This is a genomic window from Serratia sp. S4 (assembly GCF_000347995.1).
Lineage (GTDB): Bacteria > Pseudomonadota > Gammaproteobacteria > Enterobacterales > Enterobacteriaceae > Serratia > Serratia quinivorans.
In genome coordinates this window covers 4926902-4948955 of the sequence record NZ_KB661120.1, presented here as the reverse complement: position 1 = coordinate 4948955, position 22054 = coordinate 4926902, and the positions used below count along the sequence as shown (strand labels likewise).

The following is a 22054-nucleotide window of genomic DNA, read 5'->3' as shown; positions in this document are numbered from 1 at the left end:
TCGGGCCTAGCGCACCGAGGGGCAACTCCGGCGGGCAAGCCCGCTACGACCCCTTCGGCACGCTCTCCCTAATAATGGACTTGTTAGTCGCCAGCTCTATTTAACGTACTCGATCTCATTCACATACCACAGCGCATCTCCTGCCGGAGTGTTGACGGTGGCGGCGTCCCCCACTTCTTTTTTCAGCAGGGCGCGGGCCATCGGTGAATCGATGGAGATGTAGTCCCGGCGGCCAAAAATCTCGTCATAGCCGACGATGCGAAAGCGTTTTATCTCACCGTCTTCGTTTTCTACCGCTACCCAGGCACCAAAGAAGACTTTGCCTTCCTGCTGCGGCGAGTAGTCGACCACCTTCAACTGTTCGAGGCATTTGGTCAGATAGCGCACGCGGCGATCGATTTCCCGCAGCCGTTTTTTGTTGTACTGATAGTCGGCATTTTCACTTCTGTCGCCGAGGCTGGCCGCCCAGGTCACTTTTTTAGTGACCTCTGGCCGATCTTCGCGCCAGAGGTAGTCCAGCTCTTGTTTCAGTTTGTCGTACCCTTCACGGGTGATCAGCGGTGTTCTCATGCAACCTGTTGCCATGGCAATAGTGGAACCTATAGCGCGAAGTGTACGACAGATGCGGGGCCAGAGGCATCGAAAATAGGGGCCGTTACGACGCGTTGTCGGCAATCGTGACCGACATCGCACCGATGCGCTCGATGTTGACCTCGATACGATCGCCGGCCTGTATCGGTGAGACGCCGGATGGCGTACCGGTATAAATCACGTCTCCCGGCCACAGGGTAAACATCGCCGAGGCATAGGCAATCAGGCGTTGTACGTTATAAATCAGGTGGCGGGTGTTGGAGTGCTGCCTGAGTTGGCCGTTGACCCGAATGCTGAGATCCAGGGTGTTCGGATCGCCGATTTCGTCAGGGGTGACAATCCACGGGCCGAGTACCGAAAACCCATCGGCCGATTTACGAAAAGAGGGAAACTCCGAGCCGCGTACGGTCATGTCTATGCCGATACTGTAGCCGAACACCACCTCAAGGGCCTGTTCGAGAGGTACGTGGCGCGCGCGTTGGCCAATGATCACCGCCAGCTCGACCTCTGGGTCGGTGCGTCGCTCGGGAGCAGGCAGGTTTATGATCTCGTTCGGCCCGCACAATGAGCTGTTGGCCTTGAGAAACAGACCGTATTCGCTGATATCGGTGTAGACCTTGCCGTGGTTGATTTGCTGATCGGCATTGGCTTCGGCGATGTGGTCACGGTAATTGATTGGCGCGCCGAGAAGCTTGCCTGGGTTGGCTACCGGTGCGTTCAGGCTCACCTGTTCCAGCGGATAGCTTACCAGCCGCTCCCAGTTTGCACCCAGCTGCGAGGCAATGTCGGGGAAATGGCTAATCATCCAGTCGGCAGGCGGTGCGGGCCAGTGGGCGGGGGTTATGGCGTGAAACATCGGCGTGATGTCGTACACCCGCTGTTGCCGGATGATCCCTATCCGATCCTGGTTAAAGCGGCAAATCTTCATGATATAGATCCTCTGAAGGTGGCAATGCAAGGGAGGCTCACGATGAGCCGAGGGGTAAAGCCGACGGCATCAGCCGTCCGGCGTGATTTCATGGCGCCAGATCCCCAGTTTTTCCAGCACCGGGCGATCGGAAAAGCTGAAACAGACCGTATCGCCGTCAGGTGCCGACAGCTGATAGCTGAGCCACGAAGGCAGCGCAAAAATGTCTTTCGGTTTTAGCCGGAAGTGGATCCCGCCGGTTAACCGGACTTCCAGTTCTCCCTCCATCACCACCAGCACCTGGCTGGCATTGCCGCGTTGGGCGAGGGTGGTAAAGCCTCCTGGCAGCAACATGATGACCGTGCCAAGGGTGGGAATAGCCCAATCACCGCTGGCCGGATTGATATAACGCAGGCTGATGGCGCTGGCTGGGTCGATCTCGCTATGGCGTTTTAATTGTTCCAGTGCTTCGCGGGTGCGCTGATACGGATAGTTAAATATCGGAGAAGGCTGGCTTTGCCTCGTTGGCCGGTATTCCAGCGGTATCAGGCCGGCACCGTAGCGGGCCAGGGCATCACCTTCCGGGCGTGGCTCCAGCGTTTGGCCCGCGGGCAGGCGGTCTTGCCGAAACCCGGCCTTGAGAAAGTGCAGCAGCGGGGCATCCAGGCCATCGAGCCAGAATATCGGTTTATCGGTATCATTCTGGTGCTGGTGCCAACGCCATGAAGGGGTAATGATAAAATCCCCCGGATGCAGAGTGGTCTGCTCGCCGTCCACCGTGGTGTTGCCGCCCTCGGCTTCCAGAATAAAGCGCAGGGCGGTGGGCGTGTGGCGATGCAGCGGGGCCACTTCCCCCGGCAGCACCATTTGCATCCCGGCGTATAGCGTGTCGGTGATGCGCGACGAACCCGGCGGCAGCGATGGGTTTTCCAGTACCAGCACGCGGCGTTCGGCACGTTCGAGGTCGATCTGCGAGCCGATATCCAGCAGCGCTTTTTTCACCTCGGCATAATGCCATTGGTAAGGCGTGGCCTGAGGTTCTGGTTGATTGGGAACCAGACCATGCAGTGACTCCCACAGCGGAAACAGGTGCTTTTTTTGCAATTGCTGAATATCGATGCTCATTTAGCACTCCCTTTGTGGGGCAGAAACCCCCACATTTTGATAGACGTGTTTGTATTCGATAAAACTGTCCAGTGAGGCGATGCCGTTCAAACGGCCAAGGCCGCTCTGCTTGTATCCGCCCTCTTCGAACTCATCGTGAATTTGCGCCCAGTCGTTGATCCACACGCTGCCGGCCTGAATTTCCCGCGCTACCCGGTGCGGACGGTTGGCATCCATTGACCAAATGCTGGCGGCTAACCCGTAGTCGCTATGATTGGCGGAAGCGATCGCTTGCGCTTCGTCGTCAAAGGCCTCCAGCGTCAACACCGGCCCGAAAACCTCCTGCTGCACAATGTCCATATCGCTGTTGGGCACTTCCAGCAGGGTCGGCCGGTAGAACGCGCCTTTGGCCAGGGGGCCTTCCACTACCGGTCCACCGCGAACCACGGCCTTGGCCCCCTGGGCCAGCGCGGCAGTGACCATGGCATCGACCCGCAGGACGCTTTTTTGGTCGATCAACGGCCCCAACTCAACGCCCGGCTCCAGCGACGGCCCGATTTTTACCGCCTCCAGCAAGGCGGCCATGCGGGCTTTAACCTGCGGATAGATCGCGCGCTGCACCAGTAAACGGCTGCCGGTAACACAGAATTGACCGCTGAAGGTAGTGAGTGAACGAACGATCATCGGCAAGGCGCGATCCAGGTCGGCGTCTTCGAACAACAGGTGCGGCGTTTTCCCACCTAATTCCAGCGAGATGCGTTTGACCCGCTGCATGGCGTTGGCCGCCAATGTGCGTCCGGTGCGGGTGCTGCCGGTAAAACTGATGCCCGGGACTGCCGGGCTGCTGACCAGCAACATGGCACCTTCGCTGCCGCTTTCGGTGAACAGGTTCACCACCCCCTGTGGCAGACTGTCGACTTCGGCCAGAATGCGGGCGAATGCCGCGTTAACTTGAGCGGTCTGAGCCGGAAGTTTGATGACGACGGTATTGCCCGCGGCCAACGCCGGGGCCAGCGATCTGATGGTAAGAATGGCCGGTGAATTCCACGGAGTGATCACCCCGACCACGCCCAGCGGCTCGTACAGCACCCGGGATAAGGCACCGGGCTGGATCTCCATGGCACGCCCGTAAGTGGTCAGTGCCAGTGCGGCGGCGTAGCGCAGTTTGCTGGGAATGAACTGAACCTCAAAGCGGGCTTCGCTCAGCGGTTTACCGTTGTCCTGCGCCAGGATCCGGGCCAGGGCTTCCGCATGCTGTTCAAATCGATCGGCCATTTGATTCAGGCAGCGGGCCCGCAGCTGCCGGTCGCGGCTCCAGGCCGGCACAAATGCACGTTGGGCGGCGGCAATCGCCATCGCGGCTTCCTCGGTGCCGCCGTCGGCAAATTCTCCCAGTTCGGAGCCATCCGCCGGGCTGATACTGATGCCTTGTTTGGGCGAATCCAGCCATTGGCCATCGATCCAGTGCAGTGCTTTTGGCCTGGCTGAGTGGGTCTGGTCACCTGTCTGCATAACCGCTCCTGTGATGCATTTTTGTTAATGAAATGAAAATTCTTATGTACTGAGAGAATATCTGCTGCCTACAATCAATCAATCGAATGTGGTTTATTGGGCGAATAAGAAAAATGAATTTGAAGAACGTCGATTTGAATTTATTGGTGGTGTTTGACGCTATCTTTCGCCAGCGTAGCGTCGGCCTGGCGGGGCAGATGCTGGGCATCAGCCAGCCGGCGGTGAGCCATGCACTGGCTCGCCTGCGTCAACTGTTTGACGACCCGATGTTTGTGCGGATTAATAACGAGATGTGCCCAACTGACCGGGCCAGCGAACTGATGCCGTCCGTGGAACGTGTGCTGTCGATGATCCGCGATGATGTTTTGCAACCGGTGGGGTTTGATCCTGCGGCTAGCCGCAGAACGCTGACGCTCTGTATGCCGGACATTGGCGAGCAGTATTTTTTACCACCTTTGATTAACCACCTGGCTCAGGTGGCCCCGGAGATGGCGGTGGTCAGCCATGAGCTGGGGCCAGCGCAATTGGAAGAGGCGCTGGAAAGCGGACGGGTCGATCTGGCTATCGGCTACTTTCCCGACCTGCGTCGCGCCGTTTTTTATCAGCAGCGGTTATTTTACAGTGGGTTCTGTTGTGCGGTGCGCCAGGGCCATCCGCAGATTGGCAAAACGCTGTCATTGCCGCAGTTCTTGCAGGCTGAACACGTGACCGCTCGTTTGCGTATTCGCAGCCAGGAAATTGCCGAACAGGCGATGAGGGAGCAGGGGATTGTGCGCAACGTCAAACTGCAGACCAGCCACTTTCTGAGCCTGACCCAGATCATTGCCCAAACGGACCTGCTCGCCACGGTGACCTATGAGGCGGCACAGTTACTGCAGGCTGCGGGCAAGGTGCATATTTATCCGGTGCCTTTCCCAATACCTCCGTTCCCGGTGATGCAGTATTGGCATGAGCGCGCTCATCATGACCGTGGCAATCAATGGCTGCGGGGCGAAATACGTGGGTTATTCCAACGCGATGACGACAATAGTGCCGATGAATGCACGGCAGAACATTAGGTGCATTGTCACTGGCGGCTTAGACTGAGGCCACACTCGCCGGCATCAGGGCTAATCAGGTTATAAATACGTTATTAATTTGAGGGCCAGTCCCCAGCAGTCCACGATGATGATGTCATTCTTCCGGGAGGGCTGAGTGAGCTTTTTACGGCGAAACGAGGCAATATTGAGTGGATTAATTGACTTGTTGAATGAAAGATATTGATAACTCGGTAAAAGAATAAGCTTTGTAACAATTTAGTCTAGAATATATACCAATAATCGCTGTCCGAATTGCCATGGTTTTTTAACAATATTCACGTCAGGCAATAAAGCCTTTGGGAGTACTACAATGCAAGAGAATCATAAGATTCTGGTCGTCGATGATGACATGCGCCTGCGCGCGCTTTTAGAACGTTATTTAACCGAACAGGGTTTTCAGGTTCGCAGCGTAGCCAACGCTGAGCAAATGGATCGCTTGCTGACACGTGAATCCTTCCACCTGATGGTGCTGGACCTGATGTTGCCGGGCGAAGACGGGCTTTCTATCTGCCGCCGTCTGCGCAGCCAAAGCAACCCTATGCCGATCATTATGGTGACCGCCAAAGGTGAAGAAGTCGACCGTATCGTCGGTCTGGAAATCGGCGCTGACGATTACATCCCAAAACCGTTCAACCCGCGTGAACTGCTGGCCCGTATCCGTGCGGTATTGCGTCGTCAGGCTAATGAACTGCCGGGCGCGCCTTCGCAAGAAGAAGCGGTGATTGCCTTTGGCAAATTCAAACTGAACCTGGGTACCCGCGAAATGTTCCGTGAAGACGAGCCTATGCCGTTGACCAGCGGCGAGTTCGCGGTACTGAAGGCGTTAGTGAGCCATCCGCGTGAACCGCTGTCGCGTGACAAGTTGATGAACCTGGCCCGCGGCCGTGAATACAGCGCCATGGAACGCTCCATCGACGTGCAGATTTCTCGTCTGCGTCGTATGGTTGAGGAAGATCCTGCGCATCCACGTTATATCCAGACCGTTTGGGGTCTTGGCTACGTCTTCGTCCCGGACGGCAGCAAGGCATGAGACGATTACGCTTTTCACCGCGTAGCTCGTTTGCCCGAACCCTGCTATTGATCGTCACCTTGCTGTTCGTCAGCCTGGTGACGACCTATCTGGTGGTGCTGAACTTCGCCATCCTGCCCAGTTTGCAGCAGTTCAACAAGGTATTGGCCTACGAAGTTCGTATGCTGATGACCGATAAGCTGCAGCTGGAGGATGGGACCTTGCTGGAGGTGCCGCCGGCGTTCCGTCGTGAAATCTATCGCGAACTGGGGATTTCTCTCTACACCAACTCGGCGGCAGAGGAGAGCGGTCTGCGCTGGGCGCAGCACTATCAATTCCTCAGCCAGCAAATGGCTCAGCAGCTCGGTGGGCCAACCGATGTCCGTGTAGAAGTGAACAAAAACTCACCGGTGGTGTGGCTGAAGACCTGGCTGCAGCCGGATATCTGGGTGCGCGTTCCGCTGACTGAGATTCACCAGGGCGATTTCTCGCCGCTGTTCCGTTATACCCTGGCAATTATGCTGTTGGCGATAGGCGGTGCCTGGCTGTTTATTCGTATCCAAAACCGCCCGCTGGTGGAGCTGGAGCATGCGGCTCTGCAGGTCGGCAAGGGTATTATTCCGCCGCCGTTGCGTGAGTACGGCGCATCTGAAGTACGTTCGGTAACGCGGGCCTTTAATCAGATGGCATCGGGCGTTAAGCAACTGGCGGATGACCGCACGCTGCTGATGGCCGGCGTCAGCCACGACCTGCGTACACCGCTGACGCGCATCCGTCTGGCAACCGAGATGATGAGTGCCGAAGACGGCTATCTGGCGGAGTCGATCAATAAAGACATTGAAGAGTGCAACGCCATCATTGAGCAGTTTATTGACTATCTGCGCACCGGCCAGGAGATGCAGACCGAGTTAAGCGATCTGAATGGCATTCTGGGTGAAGTGGTCGCGGCCGAGAGTGGCTATGAGCGGGTTATCGAAACCGCCATGGCACCGGGTGAACTGATGATGAATGTGCATCCGCTGTCGATCAAGCGTGCGGCGGCGAATATGGTGGTGAATGCGGCACGTTACGGCAACGGCTGGATCAAAGTCAGTAGTGGCCGTGAGCTGCAGCGCGGCTGGTTCCAGGTGGAAGACGACGGCCCGGGCATTAAACCGGAAGAGTTGAAACATCTGCTGCAGCCGTTTGTCCGTGGCGACAGCGCACGCAGCACCAGCGGAACCGGGCTTGGCCTGGCTATCGTACAACGTATTATCGATGGTCATCACGGCGCTTTGGATATTGGCACCAGCGAACGCGGCGGGTTGTTGATCAGGGCTTATATTCCGTTGCCGATGGAAAAGAAAGAGTCGGCCAACGGGCATCAGGCAGTGAAAGACAGCGCCAAACTCCCCTGACAGTGAGGCTACCCTGTCAGGGTTTTCTGCTCATGACGTAATATTCCGCCGCTTCTTCATGCAGACGCCGACCGGTGCTGGCTTGCCAGGGGTCGATTAATTCAATTCCGCAATGGATAAAGTCTTTGGTATTACGCGTGGCCAGGGCGGCACCGTAATGCAGGCAGGTGGCGGCGATTTGGGTGTCCGCCATGCTCATTAACCGGCCCTGACGCTGATTTTTCCCCATAAGTTCCGCGTATTGCAGCGCGCAAAGTGTATCAAATGGCAGAGTTTGCTCATCAAATCTTATCTGCACCGCCTCCGCCAGCTTATGTTTGAATTCGCGCTGCCGTTTACCTTCAGGCATACAGGCCACCCCACTGAACAGCTCGGCGAGAACTATCGCACTTAGATAAAGCTCATCGTTGTCTTTTTCATTCAGCCATGTGAGGACGTTGTAGTGCGGATTGGGGCGCAACGTTTCTGAAACCACATTGGTATCGAGAATAATCATACCTGGTCATCGTCGTCGTCAAAGGTGACAATGCGCGGAGGTGTTTTATCACGCGGCGGGATCTCCAGTTCAACGCCACCCAACTCGGCAAAATGCTGATGCATCCAGGTGCCCAACCCATAGCGCGGGTGTTTTTTCACTAATGCCTGTTTCAAAATCATACGAGCTTCCTCCTCCATGGAATGGCCATTTTTCGCTGCCGAGACGCGCAGCAACTCTTTTACTTCGTCGTCCAGATTCCTGACGGTTATGGTAGCCATTGAAACCTCCTTTGCTATCAATGATTGCACTGCATTATTATCCCTTTGCGTTGATTAAATAACAACCAATAAAAATAAAAAAAGGCGTGGGATCCACGCCTTGGCTGAAGCTGTAAAAAGAAGGTTTTACAGTTTTGGACCGGCGCTGACCAGCGCGGCACCTGCCGGGGTATCGGTGTATTTGTCAAAGTTGGTGACAAAACGCTCGGCCAGATCCTGTGCCTTCTCTTGCCATTGCTCAAGGCTGGCGTAAGTGGCGCGTGGATCCAGGATATCCGGGTTAACGCCCGGCAGTGAGGTTGGCATCGCCAGGTCGAAGATAGGCAGAGTAATGGTTTCTGCCTTATCGATTTCACCGCTGAGGATCGCGTCGATAATGCCGCGGGTATCCTTGATCGAGATACGTTTGCCGGTGCCGTTCCAGCCGGTGTTTACCAGATAGGCCTGCGCGCCGGCGGCCTGCATGCGTTTCACCAGCACTTCAGCGTACTGCGTTGGGTGCAGCGACAGGAAGGCTGCGCCGAAGCAGGCGGAGAAGGTTGGGGTCGGCTCGGTCACGCCGCGCTCGGTACCGGCCAGCTTGGCGGTAAAGCCAGACAGGAAGTGGTACTGGGTCTGGTTAGCGGTCAGGCGAGATACCGGCGGCAGTACGCCGAAGGCGTCTGCGGTCAGGAAGATCACCTTGGTGGCGTGACCCGCTTTGGAAACCGGCTTCACGATATTCTGGATGTGATAGATCGGATAGGAAACGCGGGTATTCTCGGTTTTCGAACCATCATTGAAATCTATGGTGCCGTCAGCCAGAACGACGACGTTTTCCAGCAGCGCATCGCGTTTGATGGCGTGATAGATATCCGGCTCGGCTTCTTCAGACAGCTTGATGGTTTTGGCGTAGCAGCCGCCTTCGAAGTTAAACACGCCGTCATCATCCCAACCGTGCTCGTCATCGCCAATCAGTTGGCGTTTCGGATCGGTGGACAGGGTGGTTTTGCCGGTGCCGGACAGGCCGAAGAATACCGCCACGTCGCCTTTCTCGCCTACGTTGGCCGAGCAGTGCATTGAGGCGATGCCTTTCAGCGGCAACAGGTAGTTCATGATGGAGAACATACCCTTTTTCATTTCGCCGCCGTACCAGGTGCCGCCAATCAGTTGCATGCGCTCGGTCAGGTTGAAGGCGACAAAGTTTTCCGAGTTCAGGCCCTGTTGCTGCCAGTTCGGGTTAGTGCATTTGGCGCCGTTCATGACCACGAAGTCCGGCTCGAAATCCTGCAGCTCTTCATCCGTCGGACGGATGAACATGTTTTTAACGAAGTGCGCCTGCCAGGCTACCTCGGTAATAAAGCGGACTTTCAGACGGGAGTCGGCGTTGGCGCCGCAGAAGGTATCCATCACAAACAGACGTTTACCGGAGAGTTGTGTGGTGACCAGCTGTTTCAGGTCTGCCCAGGTTTCCGGGCTAAGGGGTTTGTTGTCGTTTTTACCTTTACCCTGATCGGCCCACCACACGGTGTCGCGGGTGATGTCGTCACGGACAATGTACTTATCTTTCGGGGAACGGCCGGTAAAAATACCGGTGTCGACGGATACAGCACCCAGTTTGGTTACCACCCCACGCTCAAAACCTTCCAGAGATGGGTCTGTTTCTTCCTTGAACAGCAAGTCATAACTCGGGTTGTGAACGATTTCGCCGACGTTATGAATCCCATAAGCGGCCAGATCCTGAGGGGTTATACCTTTAACACGCATGTCACTACTCCTTGGTCACAGAATTTCTGGCGCCAATTGTAGGGATTCAGCAGCGAGTAACCGCGATAGGTATCAAATATTTAACGTTTTAGTCGGTTTTTCGTTACGTTATGAGAGATAGCACACGGAAAAAAGCAAACGTGCAAACGAAGAAAACCGGCAGGCGCAGGGCGCGCCCGCCGATATAAGGTGCTACTTAGTGCAACTGCTCGCTTTCGCCGGTGTTACCGGTGTACAGCGCGGCTACGTCCATGGCGTCGAAGACATAGTGATTGCCGCAATAATCGCAGTGCATATCAATATTGCCGTCTTGCTCCAGCATTTGAGCCACTTCTTCCGCCGGCAGCGTGATCAGCGCATCGGCGCAACGCTGGCGTGAACAGGTGCAACGGAAGACAACGTCCTGCGGTTCATACAGGGTGACTTCTTCCTGATGATACAGGCGATACAGCACTTCGTTGGCCGGTAGGCCGAACAGCTCTTCGCTTTTCACCGTGTTGGTCAGTTGCACCAGATGATCGAAGTCATCGGCGTTACCGTCCTGCGCCGGCAGCACCTGCAGCAGCATGCCACCCGCGGCCGGTTGACCTTCAGACTCACCGGTACGGATGAACAGGCGGGTAGGTAACTGCTCTGACTGACGGAAGTAAGCCTCGAGGCACTCGGCCAGCGTTTCCCCTTCCAGCGCCACTACGCCCTGATAGCGTTCGCCCTCGGTGGGGGCGATGGTGATCACCATGACGCCATTGCCGATCATTTGGTGCAGCGTACTGTCATCAGTAATTTCGCTCTGTACGCGTGCTACGCCACGCATTTCCTGGCGGTTGTTACCGTTAATCACCGCCAGCTTCAGTGGACCGTCGCCTTGTAACTGGACGGTGATGTCGCCGTCAAACTTCAACGTTGCGGTCAGCAGGCTGGTGGCAACCAGCAGTTCACCCAGCAGTTTCTTGACCGGTGCCGGATAGTCGTGGTTGTTCAGAACCTGCTGATAGGTTTCGCTGACGGTAACCAGCTCACCGCGCACCGCGTAGTTTTCAAACAGGTAACGGTGCAATTGGTCATGGTTAGACATAGTTTTCTCTCATTGCGGTGAGGGGTTATTCCTGCTCACCAAATTTAAATTTAATCAGGTCGCGCCGCTCTTTCTTGTCCGGACGGCGGTCCGGATGCGGCATGGTCAGCGTATTCATTTTGCGCGCGAGCGCCACTTTCTCTCGGTTGACGATGCTGGCCTCGGTTTCCTGATACATTTGCTGCGCCTCATCGGCGCCGCGCCGTTGGCTGGTCAAAGCCAGCACGATCACCGTGCGTTCTTCATTTCCCTGACGCAGTTTGATCTCGGCGTTAAGCTCGACAATTTTGCTCGGTTTGCCGCGCTGTCCGTTGTAGTGCACCTTGCCGCCGTCGATCATCTCCCGTGCCAGTGCGCGGGTCTTATAAAAACGTGCCGCCCATAGCCACTTGTCCAGCCGAACGGCTTCGTCGCCTGTTGCTTTTCCTTTCATCAATTCCCCCTGGCCAGCGCCGGTATCAACAGGCGGTAATCGCGCATCGATGGGTAATGCTGGAAGGTTTTCTCCGCCATGCTGGAATCCGGGTTTTGCACGCCCAGGCAGTAGCGAATACCGAAGGTACGGGCGGCATCCAGTATCGGTTCGCCGTCGTCGACAAACAGCGTACGCTGCGGATCAAAACCGGTGTGTTGCTGCACTGCCTGCCACAAACGCTGATCTTCTTTCGGATAACCAAATGTGTGGGTGGAAAGTAATAAATCAAGGTGCCGATCCAAACCGGTGTGCTCAATTTTTACCGCCAGGCTGTGCGGATGGGCATTGGTCAACAAAATCGTCTGGTGGCCCGCCGCACGTAATGCTTGTAAAAACGGCTCGGTATCTTCACGCAGACGAGCACGGTTGCCTACCTCGCTGGTCATGCGGTAAATATCCATATCCAGCCGTTCGCTCCAGTAATCGAAGCAGTACCAGTTCATGGTGTGCTGTACGGCCAGATATTCCTGGTGAATAATTTTACGCGCTTCATCGAAGGGAATAGCCCGCTGCTCGCTCAGGGCCTGTGGTACCAGGCTGAGCCAAAAGTGGCTGTCGAACTCCAGATCGAGCAGGGTACCGTCCATATCCAGCAGCACGGTATCAATCTCACTCCAGTCAAACTCGGGAACCATGAAAACTCCATAGGCGAACCTTCGGCGATCCGCAGGATAAGGGGAATAGCGTTAGCGTAGCATAAGCTGATGACAGGGCGCAGGCCGGGGCTAATGACTCAGGGCATCGGCCGCAATGACATCGGGGCGAGCTGCGGGTTAAAGCAGCTTTCGTAGTAGCGCTGGATATCGGCGATGCGGTGCTGATTGATGCGACGGCGCTGCACCAGTTTCCAGCTGTTGTAGCCCAGCACGACGGCGACGCTCAGCAGCAGCAGGCTGGTGCCGAGATAGCGCCACAGGGTGATGATATCCGGTTCGCTGTGCAGTGCAATATGACGGGTACCGTTGGCATCGACGCTGATATTGGTGATCACGCCCTGGGCCTCGAACGGCGTATGCAGCAGCATGCCGGCAAGGCGTTGTAGCTCATTCCACTGGTCAAGTGCGTTGTATTCGTTTAGCGGCACCGTCGGCTGCGGATGATTCACCAGCTGTTTGCCTTCATCACTGGTGATCAGGAACCCCCCCGGTGGCGGGCTGTTGAGCGCGGCGGCGGCCTGCCTGGTTTCGCTGTAGACGAAGGATGATGCGGCCACTTTGGTCAGGCTTTCCAGCGATTCGGCGCTCACCGGGCGCAGCAACACGTTCACCCCTTGCAGCGAGCCTGATTTGGCACGTTTCACCAGAGTGCCCCAATTTTTGACGTTGCCCAGATTGACCAGTGCGTTCTTCAGCCGGACGCAGTCATTATCCGCTTGGCACAGATCCTGCGTTTTCAGCACGATATCGGAAAAATCATCCAGCAGGATCATGCCGGATTTTTCGATTGCGCTGGCCAACTGTGGGTTGAGCTTTTGGTCGGTGCCGTCAGGGTGCAACTGGGCGTTGACCGTCGCCAGCAGGGCTGAGGCCTTGTCGATTACTTCCGATTCCGGCTGCGGCAGTGGCGCCGCGTTGTTCCAGTAAATTCCGGAACAGTCGAACGGCATAAAGCTGGCGGAGCGCGTGCCACTGGTTAACGGTGGTACGTAGCACATGCCCGTGCCCTGGGCTTTCAGGGTATCCCCGATGCGTAACGTTGCGCCTTCCAGTGCCTGTACGTTGGTCACTTCAATTTTTTGCGCGCCCTGTAGCCAGGCCATGCTCAGCTTGAGTGGCAGGCTTAGCGGGATATAGGTCAGCAACAGCAGCAGCACCAAAAGTGAACTGGCCATGAGAACCGCGTTCCTGCCCCATTGCTGCAGCGGGAAGTTTTTCACCTCGTCATGCAGTGAAAGGTAGCGACCCTGGCGCAGCACCTGACGGTTAAGGTAGATATCCACGTCGGTGGTTTTACCTAGATCCTGGGCGATGTATGGCTGCCAGTGCGGCGGGTAAATCAGATCAATGATGCCGAGTGAGATATTGCTGATTTGCCCCTGATTGGATTCGCCAAACAGCCCCCAGCGCTTGGGGGTACCCCGCAGGCAGTGCACTTCTTTTAGTTCGCGTGTGGCAGGGCGGCGGAACAGGTTCCAGCAGCCCCAGGCGATCATCAACACGGCGACGACAATCATCCAGGGGATCACCACTACCGGGCTTATCAGGCTGAAGAACAGCAGCAGCAGAGCCGCCGAGATAATGGCGGCCTCTTTGATACCGTTCGGGCGATTGAGTGCGTGTTCCTCCGGGGTTTCCTTGCGGATGTTCAGCAGTTCGACATGCTCGCTCTCTTCCTTGCGGATAGAGGCGTTTTGGCTCGGGGTCGCCTTCACCACCGGCGGCAGCGGCCGATCGTGAATATGGTCTTTCAGCGAATGCCCGTTGAGAGAGATCACCAGCGGCAGCGTCTGGGTTCTAATCACTTCCACATGGTTATCGGCGCTGATGTACTGCTCCCAGAACGGCGGCAGATGCACCTCTTCGGCGTCCAGATAATAGCGCCATTTATTGGGTTCATCGCTGGCGAGGCCGTAACGGGTAATGGCGTGGGTAACCGGGTAGACGTTGTCGCTTTGCGGCGTCAGCGCCAGTTTGGCAGAAGGCAATGAGTTGCTGCCGGGCAACAGTTTGTTGCTCAGCTTGTTTTGTTGGCCAAGATAGTGCTCAACGGCGGCGCGTTCTTCGCCGGTCAGCTTGCGGTGGGTGGGTTTGATAAAGGGCAGCGTACGCATCAGCAGCGGCTGATTGCGGGCTTTGAACCAAAGATACAGGCCGGCGGCAATCAGGCAGGCAAGCACTAAGGCCAATATCAACACTATTGTGCTCATGCTATCCCCATCCTGTACCCGTGAACCTCACCAACCTGATGAATCCTGGACTATTATACGCAGCCAAATCACCAAGAGACACCCTGATCCGTAACGAGAGAACAGATTCTCTGTCAGGATCTCACTTATTGATAAAAATATTCGTCTTATTGCCCTTTCTTACCTGTGTGATGATAGCAACCAGGTTGCACTGTCGATATCGGCATTATCTTATTTTAATGCGCTCTTTTTACTGGATGAGAACAGAAAAGCGGCGGGTACTGGCTAGGCTTGTTAAAAAAAAGTAAATTACTGCTTGTGCTCGTTGCGGCAAAGGTTCTCATTAACGCACAATGTGATCAAGATCGGATTTGGTCAGCGTTTGAACGCATGCGGACTACGCGTCACGCCCATCATTATTCTGGTTACCCGCGTTAGCACGCCCGATGCTGTGGCTTGCTAGCGGATAACTCATTTGAGGCAATCATGGATAAACACCTGCAAAAACCTAAAATTCTGAAAGTGGAAACGGTCGCGCGTTCGCGTTTATTTAACGTTGAATCGGTCGATCTGGAGTTCAGTAACGGTGTACGGCGGGTGTATGAGCGGATGCGGCCCTCAGATCGCGAGGCCGTGATGATTGTGCCGGTGATTGGCGACGATTTGCTGCTGATCCGTGAATATGCCGTGGGCACCGAATCTTATGAGCTTGGCTTTCCCAAAGGCTTGATTGATCCGGGTGAAGGCGTGCTGGAAGCGGCTAACCGTGAGCTGATGGAAGAGGTAGGTTTTGGTGCCAGACGCTTTGATTTCCTCAGCAAGCTGACGATGGCCCCGTCGTACTTTTCCAGCAAAATGAATATTGTACTGGCGCACGATCTCTACCCGCAAAGTCTGGAAGGGGATGAGCCGGAGCCTTTGCCGCAGGTGCGTTGGCCAATAGCGGATATGATGGCGTTGCTGGCAGAGCCTGATTTCCGCGAGGCGCGCAACGTGAGTGCGTTGTTCCTCACCGAGGCATTTTTACGCGGTTCCCGCTAAGCGCGACGGTTAAATGAAAAAGGGCCCAGATGAATCTGGGCCCTTTTTTTGTTAGAACAACTCGTGGCTTTCGCCGCCGGGATCCGTCAGCGTAGTGCCGGTATCTCGTGAAGGATAGTCCGTCGGCTGAGTTCCTTCGATAAAGTACTCGGAACGGCTGCCGCCGCCGCCACCGGAAAGCTTACCGCTGCTTTTGTCGATGGTAACGCTGATAATGCCCGGTGGTGGGGTCACCTTCTGCTCTGGAATGCCTTCCAGTGCGGTTTTCATAAAGTCATCCCATGCCGGTTGCGCACTCTTGGCCCCGCCTTCACCGCCGGAAGCCTGATCCGGGATCGCGCCGGATACCGTTGTACGGCCAAGATCACGGCGGTGGTCATCGAAACCAATCCATACCGACGTCACGGTATCCGGGCCATAGCCGGAGAACCAGGCGTCTTTTGAACTGTTGGTGGTACCGGTTTTGCCACCGATATCACGGCGTTTCAGGTCACGACCTGCACGCCAGGCGGTACCCATCCAACCCGGTTCGCCATAGATATTGCTGTTCAGCGCATCGTGCATCAGGAACGCCAGCGGGGTGCTGATAACGTGCGGCGCATACTGCTGATCGCCGTCCTGCTGGACTTGAGCCGGGGTTACCTGCTCCAACTGCGGCATTGGCACGTTGCCATTTTTGCCTTCCTGCGACGTCGCGACATTTTCAATGTTGTCTTCGGAAAGCACGGCCGAGCGGTGAGTGTCACCATAAATCACCGGCAGATTACAGCTGTCGCAGACAATCTTCGGTTTGGTTTCGAACACGGTGTTGCCGTTATCGTCTTCAATCTTGGTGATGAAGTACGGATCCACCAGATAACCGCCGTTAGCCAGCACCGCGTAACCGCGTACCAGCTGCATTGGGGTGAACGAAGCCGAGCCCAGTGCCAGTGATTCGGTATGCACGATGTTTTGCGCCGGGAAGCCGAAGCGCTGCAGGTATTCCGCTGCGTAGTCGACGCCCATAGCACGCATCGCGCGCACCATCACCACGTTCTTCGATTGTCCCAGCCCCTGACGCAGGCGAATCGGGCCATCGTAAGTTGGCGGTGAGTTCTTCGGCCGCCAGTCGGTACCGGCACCTGGATCCCAACGGGTGATCGGCAGGTCATTGAGGATAGTGGCCAGGGTCAGGCCCTTGTCCATCGCGGCGGTATACAGGAAGGGCTTGATATTGGAGCCGACCTGACGCAGCGCCTGAGTCACGCGGTTGAACTTGCTTTGGTTGAAGTCAAACCCGCCGACCAGGGCTTTCACCGCGCCGTCATTCGGGTTGATCGAAACCAGGGCGGAGTTGACGTCCGGTACCTGTGACAGCCACCAGTTTTCACCCACCTTGCGAACCCACACTTGTTGGCCGGCCTGCACCACATCGGTGACGCGTTTCGGCGTTGGGCCTTGCTGAGTGTCGGATCTGTAAGGCCGCGCCCAGCGCATGGTGGACATCGGCAGCGCGACATGGCTGCCGTCTGCCATCATGGCCGTTGCCTCTTCGGCGCTGGTTGCGACAATCACCGCCGGCGACAATGGGCCGTAGTTCGGCAGATTCTTCAAGGAATCGACGATCTGCTTTTGGTCCCAGGCCGCTTCACCCACTTTCCACAGCACGTTGGACGGGCCGCGGTAGCCGTGGCGCATATCGTACGCCAGCACGTTGTTACGCACTGAGTCCTGCGCCGCCAACTGCAGTTTTTTGGTGACTGTGGTGTAGACCTTATAGCCGTCGGTATAAGCATTGTCACCGTAACGCTTGATCATCTCCTGACGCACCATCTCGGAGAGATAGGGGGCGGAGAAGCTGATTTCTGGCGCATGGTAATTGGCCACCAGCTCTTCACTGCGCGCCTGATCGAACTGCGCCTGAGTGATGTAATGCTCATCCAGCATCCGCGACAGCACCACGTTGCGGCGAGCTACGGCGCGATCGTGAGAGTAGAGCGGATTGAAGGTTGATGGGGCTTTCGGCAAGCCGGCGATGGTCGCCATTTCGCTTAAGCTGAGCTGACTGACGTCTTTACCGAAATAAACCTGCGCCGCAGCACCCACGCCATAGGCGCGATACCCCAGATAGATTTTGTTCAGATACAGCTCGAGGATTTCGTCTTTGGTCAGCATCTGCTCGATGCGTATTGCCAGGAAGGCTTCCTTGATCTTGCGCATCAGGGTGCGTTCCGGGCTTAAGAAGAAGTTTCTCGCCAGCTGCTGGGTAATGGTACTTGCCCCCTGTGACGCATGGCCAGAGACCAGCGCAATAGAGGCAGCACGGAAGATACCGATTGGGTCGACGCCATGATGCTCATAGAAGCGGCTGTCTTCGGTGGCGATAAACGCATGCACCATAACCGGCGGAATTTGGTTCAATTTTAGCGGAATACGGCGTTTCTCACCGTATTGGGCGATCAGCTCGCCATCGGCGCTGTAAACCTGCATCGGTATTTGCAGCCGCACATCTTTCAGCGTTGCGACGTCAGGCAGCTGTGGCTCGACATATTTGTACAAGCCAAAAATCGAGGCTGCCCCCAACACGATGCAACACACTGCAAGGATTAGTAAATACTTTACGAACTTCACCTGAGATTTCCCATTTTCATGTCATTTGGGCAGTTTATAAACAACCGCGCGGTAGTATAAAGGCAAGCCTGCAACATGGATATGTTCTTTTGTTATCTGACGATAAGGAGGTCGGGCAAAATATGATCACTCAAGCATGGCAGGTGGGGCTGGATATACAAAGTCACTGCGTTCGTGCCCTGGCGGCACAGCGCCGTCGCAATGGCTGGCAACTGCGTCACTGGTGGCAACAAAGGTTGCCGCAACCGGTGCTGCGTGAGGGCTGTCTGGAGCAGAGCGACGCGCTGATCCAGGCGTTGCGCCAATGGCGGGTTCAGTTACCAAGACATATTTCCTTACGCATTGCTCTGCCCGCGCAGCGGGTTTTACAGCACAGGTTGCCACTGCCGGACGCCAGGCTGAAAGAGCCTGCGCGCGGTGACTACATCACCAGCCAGGGGCTGAAAAAGTTTCCTCTGGATAGCCAAACATTGGCGCTGGACTACCGCCAATCCCTGCCCGAACACGCGACTCTGCTGCTGACCGCCGCCCGTCAGCAAGAGCTGCAACAGTGGCTGAACTGTCTGCGTCAGGCCAATTTACAGCCGCAGGTGGTTGATATTGCCCCATGTGCGCTACGCGTGATGGCGGCGGCCGCAGGCGTGTCGGGCGAAGCCGGTTTGCTGCACCGCCTCGATGAAGAATGGTTATGGGTGACCGCACACCGAACGGAGTTTGCCTATGGCCAGGTATCGATTCGGGAAGCGGACGGGGCAAATCAGGTGTTGGCCGCAATGCGTACCGCCTGCCCATCGCTCGGCGAACATCAGATTTACTATAGCAGCGTGATGGATGAGCAGCCTCCGTCTGGGAGCTTGCCGTGGTCACCGCTCAGCGCTTTCAGCCAGCTGCGTCCTCCGTTACCCCCATTGCCGGCGGCATTTGTTTTGGCCGGCGGGCTGGCGCTGCGCGCTGAGGACAACTGATGTATCAGGTTAATCTTTTGCCCTGGCGCATGCGGGGCCAGCGTCGCCGCTATGCCTTTTGGCTACGCGCATTCATTTTGCAGTTGGTGCTGGTGTTGGCGGCACTGATGGTGGTTTTCGGCCTGTTGAGTCAGCAACAGGCCCAGCGGCATGAGGCACTGCTGATGCTGAGCGGCCAGCAGACAGAATTGACCGGGCGTTATCAGCAATTGCAACAGGCGGTGGCGCGTCTGGCACGCTTAACCGCGTTGGCGCAACAGCATGACAACAATCGGGTGCATAACCGGCGTTACCTGCAGCTGTTGCAGCAGCTCTCCACCCTGTTGCCTGCCCCGGTGTGGCTTATCGCAATGGAAAGCCACTCGCAGAATATCACTTTACGGGGACTTGGCCGGCGTTATGAGGCGGTGCTTCAGTTTGAGCAGCAACTGACGGCGTTACCCCTGTTACAGAACTACCGTCTGGCAGAGGTGGTACAGCGCCAGGATGGTCTGTTCTCGTTTACCTTAATGGCGCAATGGGGGCCGGGTGGATAAGTCATTGCCGCTGTGGTTGGCGAGGGGGCTGAGTTTGCCGGGGTGGAAGCTGTTGGCCATCCAGTGGCTGGTGTTGGGCAGCCTGATCCTGCTGTTCAGCCTGCTGCTGTTACAAGGAAAATGGCAGCAACTGACACAAACCGAGGCGCAGCAGCAGCATCTGATGCAACAGATGACTCCCTTGTGGGAGCAACTGGCTCGTATGCCGACGCTGGATCAGGTGAATCAAAGTCTGCAGCAGGTCACTCGCCCAGCTGCCGCCGATAGCGATTTGGCGAGCACGTTGCAACGAGCGGGGGCCGGGCTGCAGCGTTGGCAGCAGCAGGGTGATTCGCCGCGCCAAACCCTGATGCTGCATCTCAATTACGGCAGTTTATTAAGGCTGCTGGAGCGTTTTCCAGCCCAGTTGCGTATTGATCAAATGACCGTTGAGGCGCAGGTGGGGGAACTAACGGCGCATTTCATTCTCCTGGCGGCTTTGGCAGAGGTAGAAGCAGAGGCGGTAAACCCCAATGAATAAATGCTGTGGGTTCTGGTTACTGTGGCTGCCTCTGGCGCTGATGGCCCAGCCTCAGCCACGCGATCCTTTTAAGCCATTACCCCTGCCCGACTGTCCGAGCGCGGCGGAGTTACCGGTGAATTGGCAATTGAAGGGCACCATTGGGCGAGCGGCGTTACACCATGCCTGGGTGGTTACGACCGCCGGGCAGTGGCTGCGATTAAAACCCCAACAAACCCTGTTGGACGGGCGTTGGCGGGTGGAGCAGGTCGGTAAGGGGCAAGTAACGCTGAAAGTGAACCAGGGCGATCCGCTGTGTCCGGCCGCTGAGAATGCAGTGGTGTTGACCCTGAGAAACCATAAGGAAGAAAAATGAAAGGATGCCGTTGGTTGGCCGGGTTGCTCTGGGGTGTGGTTATCGCCGGTGCAGCACAGGAGCAAGAACCCGTTTCGCTGGAGTTTCAGGAGGCTCCCATTACGCTGGTGTTGCAGGCGCTGGCGGACTATCAACAGCTGAATATGGTCACCGCTGCCGGTGTGGGGGGCAACCTGACGCTGAGGTTGGATAATGTGCCCTGGCACCAGGCACTGGCGGTGATTTTGCGTATGGGGAAGTTGTCAATGACGCTGGAGGGGAATGTCATGATGGTCTCTCCTGAACCCAATGAGCAAGAAAAGCAGCGCCAACAGCAGGCGTTGGCACAAAAACAGCCGCTGAAAAGCGTAACCCTGCCGTTGAGTCATGCCGATGCCGAAGAGGTTGCTGAAAACCTGAACGCGCAGGGCGGAATATTGCTGAGCGAACGTGGCAGCGTGGTGGCAGATAAACGCACCAATGCGGTGTTGATCCGCGATACAGCACCGATCGTGGCGTTATTAACGCAAAGGATCGGCGAAATGGATGCGCCTTTGGCTCAGGTGCAATTGGCGGCGCATATCGTCACCATCAACAGCGAGAGTTTACGTGAGCTTGGCGTGCGCTGGGGGTTGGCTCCGGACGACCGGCCGGCCAGCTCATGGCAGATGGACGGCTTTAACGTCGGGTTACCACTGGAGCGCAGTGCTGTCAGCGCGGGTTTTCATCTGGCGCGAATTGGCGGGCGATTATTGGATCTGGAGTTGATGGCTTTGGAGCAGGAGAACCGGGTAGAAATCATTGCCAGCCCACGCCTGCTGACTGCGAACCTGCAAACCGCCAGCATAAAGCAGGGGACTGAAATTCCCTATGAAGTGAACAGCGGCTCCAGCGGGGCGACGTCGATGGAGTTCAAGGAAGCGGTGCTGGGCATGGAGGTGACGCCGAAAATTTTGCCCAATGGCCGCATCACCCTGACGTTGCAAATCAGTCAGAACATGCCCGGGCGTTCAATCAGCCGTGCGGCCGGCGAGACGTTGGCGATAGATAAACAGGAAATCAAAACTCAGGTGACGGTAAAAGATGGCGAAACCGTTGTTTTGGGAGGCGTATTTCAGCGCCATAGCGCCGAGGGGGCCGATAAGGTTCCCGGAATTAGCGACGTGCCGTTGCTGGGTTCCCTGTTCAAACAGAGCAGCAAACAGCATAAACGGCGCGAACTGGTGATATTCATTACTCCGACATTGATTAAGGCCTGAGCAACCGGGTGTGCGGTTCGTGGGAAATCGCCTAAAGTTGATGAGCAGATGCACTTTTTTATCACCTTCGAGGCATCTGCGTTTGACGCTGCGACCGATTTAGCTTACAAGGGTTACCGAATTGAGCACCGAGGTTTTTTTGTTAGCGCCAAGACGCCGTTAAAAACGTATGGTTTCCCTCCTGCGGCGTGGATTGCGATTTATTCGGTTGCCAAACTACCAAGAGTGTTGAGATAATTTTCCGTCTGATCTCGCACTATCGTTCATGAGGTTTCAGTTTAGGTCCCGCCGCT

General features: G+C 56.2%; 21 protein-coding genes. 9 read left to right on the top strand and 12 right to left on the bottom strand.

All coding sequences use genetic code 11. The annotated features are described in order from the left end of the window. Nucleotides 1-96 precede the first annotated feature (96 nt). From greB to SERS4_RS0123860, 4 genes are all read right to left on the bottom strand, one after another. Nucleotides 97-570, bottom strand: a complete 474-nt coding sequence (gene greB, locus SERS4_RS0123875; protein WP_017894298.1) for a transcription elongation factor GreB — start codon at nucleotides 568-570, stop codon at nucleotides 97-99. An 85-nt stretch (nucleotides 571-655) separates the two neighbouring features. After that, nucleotides 656-1519 (bottom strand): fumarylacetoacetate hydrolase family protein, encoded by an 864-nt coding sequence (locus SERS4_RS0123870; RefSeq protein WP_017894297.1) that lies wholly within the window; start codon nucleotides 1517-1519, stop codon nucleotides 656-658. A gap of 69 nt (nucleotides 1520-1588) precedes the next feature. Next, nucleotides 1589-2623 (bottom strand): cupin domain-containing protein, encoded by a 1035-nt coding sequence (locus SERS4_RS0123865; RefSeq protein ID WP_017894296.1) that lies wholly within the window; start codon nucleotides 2621-2623, stop codon nucleotides 1589-1591. Then, a complete protein-coding gene (locus SERS4_RS0123860) occupies nucleotides 2624-4114 on the bottom strand; it encodes an aldehyde dehydrogenase family protein (protein WP_017894295.1) in 1491 nt (496 codons plus the stop codon). Between the two features lie 113 nt (nucleotides 4115-4227). Between SERS4_RS0123860 and SERS4_RS0123855 the strand changes: the two genes are divergently transcribed. From SERS4_RS0123855 to envZ, 3 genes are all read left to right on the top strand, one after another. Continuing rightward, nucleotides 4228-5172, top strand: coding sequence for a LysR family transcriptional regulator (locus SERS4_RS0123855; RefSeq protein ID WP_017894294.1), 945 nt, complete (start codon nucleotides 4228-4230; stop codon nucleotides 5170-5172). Nucleotides 5173-5503: 331 nt separating this feature from the next. Then, the gene (gene ompR, locus SERS4_RS0123850; RefSeq protein ID WP_004709363.1) at nucleotides 5504-6223 is read left to right on the top strand and encodes a two-component system response regulator OmpR; all 720 of its coding nucleotides are present in this window, start codon (nucleotides 5504-5506) and stop codon (nucleotides 6221-6223) included. Further along, the gene (gene envZ, locus SERS4_RS0123845) at nucleotides 6220-7599 is read left to right on the top strand and encodes a two-component system sensor histidine kinase EnvZ (protein WP_012147296.1); all 1380 of its coding nucleotides are present in this window, start codon (nucleotides 6220-6222) and stop codon (nucleotides 7597-7599) included. The genes ompR and envZ overlap by 4 nt, the downstream gene beginning before the upstream one ends. A gap of 16 nt (nucleotides 7600-7615) precedes the next feature. On the opposite strand, the gene SERS4_RS0123840 is transcribed toward envZ, so the two are convergent. The 7 genes from SERS4_RS0123840 to SERS4_RS0123810 all read right to left on the bottom strand — a co-directional run bounded on the left by SERS4_RS0123840 (nucleotide 7616) and on the right by SERS4_RS0123810 (nucleotide 14517). Continuing rightward, complete coding sequence (locus SERS4_RS0123840) at nucleotides 7616-8095, bottom strand: type II toxin-antitoxin system VapC family toxin (RefSeq protein ID WP_017894293.1); 480 nt, start codon at nucleotides 8093-8095, stop codon at nucleotides 7616-7618. Beyond that, nucleotides 8092-8355: a plasmid stabilization protein gene (locus tag SERS4_RS0123835; protein ID WP_017894292.1), complete on the bottom strand. Its 264-nt coding sequence runs from the start codon at nucleotides 8353-8355 to the stop codon at nucleotides 8092-8094. The genes SERS4_RS0123840 and SERS4_RS0123835 overlap by 4 nt, the downstream gene beginning before the upstream one ends. 126 nt (nucleotides 8356-8481) lie before the next feature. Next, complete coding sequence (gene pckA, locus SERS4_RS0123830) at nucleotides 8482-10101, bottom strand: phosphoenolpyruvate carboxykinase (ATP) (RefSeq protein ID WP_012147293.1); 1620 nt, start codon at nucleotides 10099-10101, stop codon at nucleotides 8482-8484. Nucleotides 10102-10297: 196 nt separating this feature from the next. Then, entirely contained in the window at nucleotides 10298-11176 is an 879-nt protein-coding gene (gene hslO, locus SERS4_RS0123825; RefSeq protein ID WP_017894291.1) for an Hsp33 family molecular chaperone HslO, read from the bottom strand. A gap of 25 nt (nucleotides 11177-11201) precedes the next feature. After that, the gene (gene hslR, locus SERS4_RS0123820) at nucleotides 11202-11609 is read right to left on the bottom strand and encodes a ribosome-associated heat shock protein Hsp15 (protein WP_017894290.1); all 408 of its coding nucleotides are present in this window, start codon (nucleotides 11607-11609) and stop codon (nucleotides 11202-11204) included. Next, a complete protein-coding gene (gene yrfG / locus SERS4_RS0123815; protein ID WP_012147290.1) occupies nucleotides 11609-12286 on the bottom strand; it encodes a GMP/IMP nucleotidase in 678 nt (225 codons plus the stop codon). Before yrfG ends, hslR begins: the two co-directional genes overlap by 1 nt. A gap of 98 nt (nucleotides 12287-12384) precedes the next feature. Next, nucleotides 12385-14517, bottom strand: a complete 2133-nt coding sequence (locus tag SERS4_RS0123810) for an intracellular growth attenuator family protein (RefSeq protein WP_017894289.1) — start codon at nucleotides 14515-14517, stop codon at nucleotides 12385-12387. 465 nt (nucleotides 14518-14982) lie between these two features. Here SERS4_RS0123810 and nudE point away from each other — a divergent pair, with 465 nt between their 5' ends. Further along, on the top strand, nucleotides 14983-15537 hold the full coding sequence (nudE, locus tag SERS4_RS0123805) for an ADP compounds hydrolase NudE (RefSeq protein WP_012147288.1): 555 nt from the start codon (nucleotides 14983-14985) through the stop codon (nucleotides 15535-15537). A gap of 51 nt (nucleotides 15538-15588) precedes the next feature. Here nudE and mrcA read toward each other — a convergent pair whose 3' ends face one another. After that, a complete protein-coding gene (gene mrcA / locus SERS4_RS0123800; RefSeq protein ID WP_026142565.1) occupies nucleotides 15589-18147 on the bottom strand; it encodes a peptidoglycan glycosyltransferase/peptidoglycan DD-transpeptidase MrcA in 2559 nt (852 codons plus the stop codon). 122 nt (nucleotides 18148-18269) lie between these two features. On the opposite strand from mrcA, the gene pilM reads away from it, so the two are divergent. From pilM to hofQ, 5 genes are read left to right on the top strand one after another with little or no spacing between them, the layout of a single operon-like run. Further along, nucleotides 18270-19112 carry a type IV pilus biogenesis protein PilM gene (gene pilM, locus SERS4_RS0123795; protein WP_017894287.1) on the top strand — a complete coding sequence of 281 codons (843 nt, stop codon included), beginning with the start codon at nucleotides 18270-18272 and terminating at the stop codon, nucleotides 19110-19112. Further along, entirely contained in the window at nucleotides 19112-19648 is a 537-nt protein-coding gene (locus SERS4_RS0123790) for a PilN domain-containing protein (protein WP_017894286.1), read from the top strand. Before pilM ends, SERS4_RS0123790 begins: the two co-directional genes overlap by 1 nt. Next, complete coding sequence (locus SERS4_RS0123785; RefSeq protein ID WP_017894285.1) at nucleotides 19641-20168, top strand: hypothetical protein; 528 nt, start codon at nucleotides 19641-19643, stop codon at nucleotides 20166-20168. Before SERS4_RS0123790 ends, SERS4_RS0123785 begins: the two co-directional genes overlap by 8 nt. Continuing rightward, nucleotides 20161-20523, top strand: coding sequence for a DNA utilization family protein (locus tag SERS4_RS0123780; protein WP_017894284.1), 363 nt, complete (start codon nucleotides 20161-20163; stop codon nucleotides 20521-20523). The genes SERS4_RS0123785 and SERS4_RS0123780 overlap by 8 nt, the downstream gene beginning before the upstream one ends. Beyond that, nucleotides 20520-21761 (top strand): DNA uptake porin HofQ, encoded by a 1242-nt coding sequence (gene hofQ / locus SERS4_RS0123775; protein WP_017894283.1) that lies wholly within the window; start codon nucleotides 20520-20522, stop codon nucleotides 21759-21761. The genes SERS4_RS0123780 and hofQ overlap by 4 nt, the downstream gene beginning before the upstream one ends. Nucleotides 21762-22054: the final 293 nt, after the last annotated feature.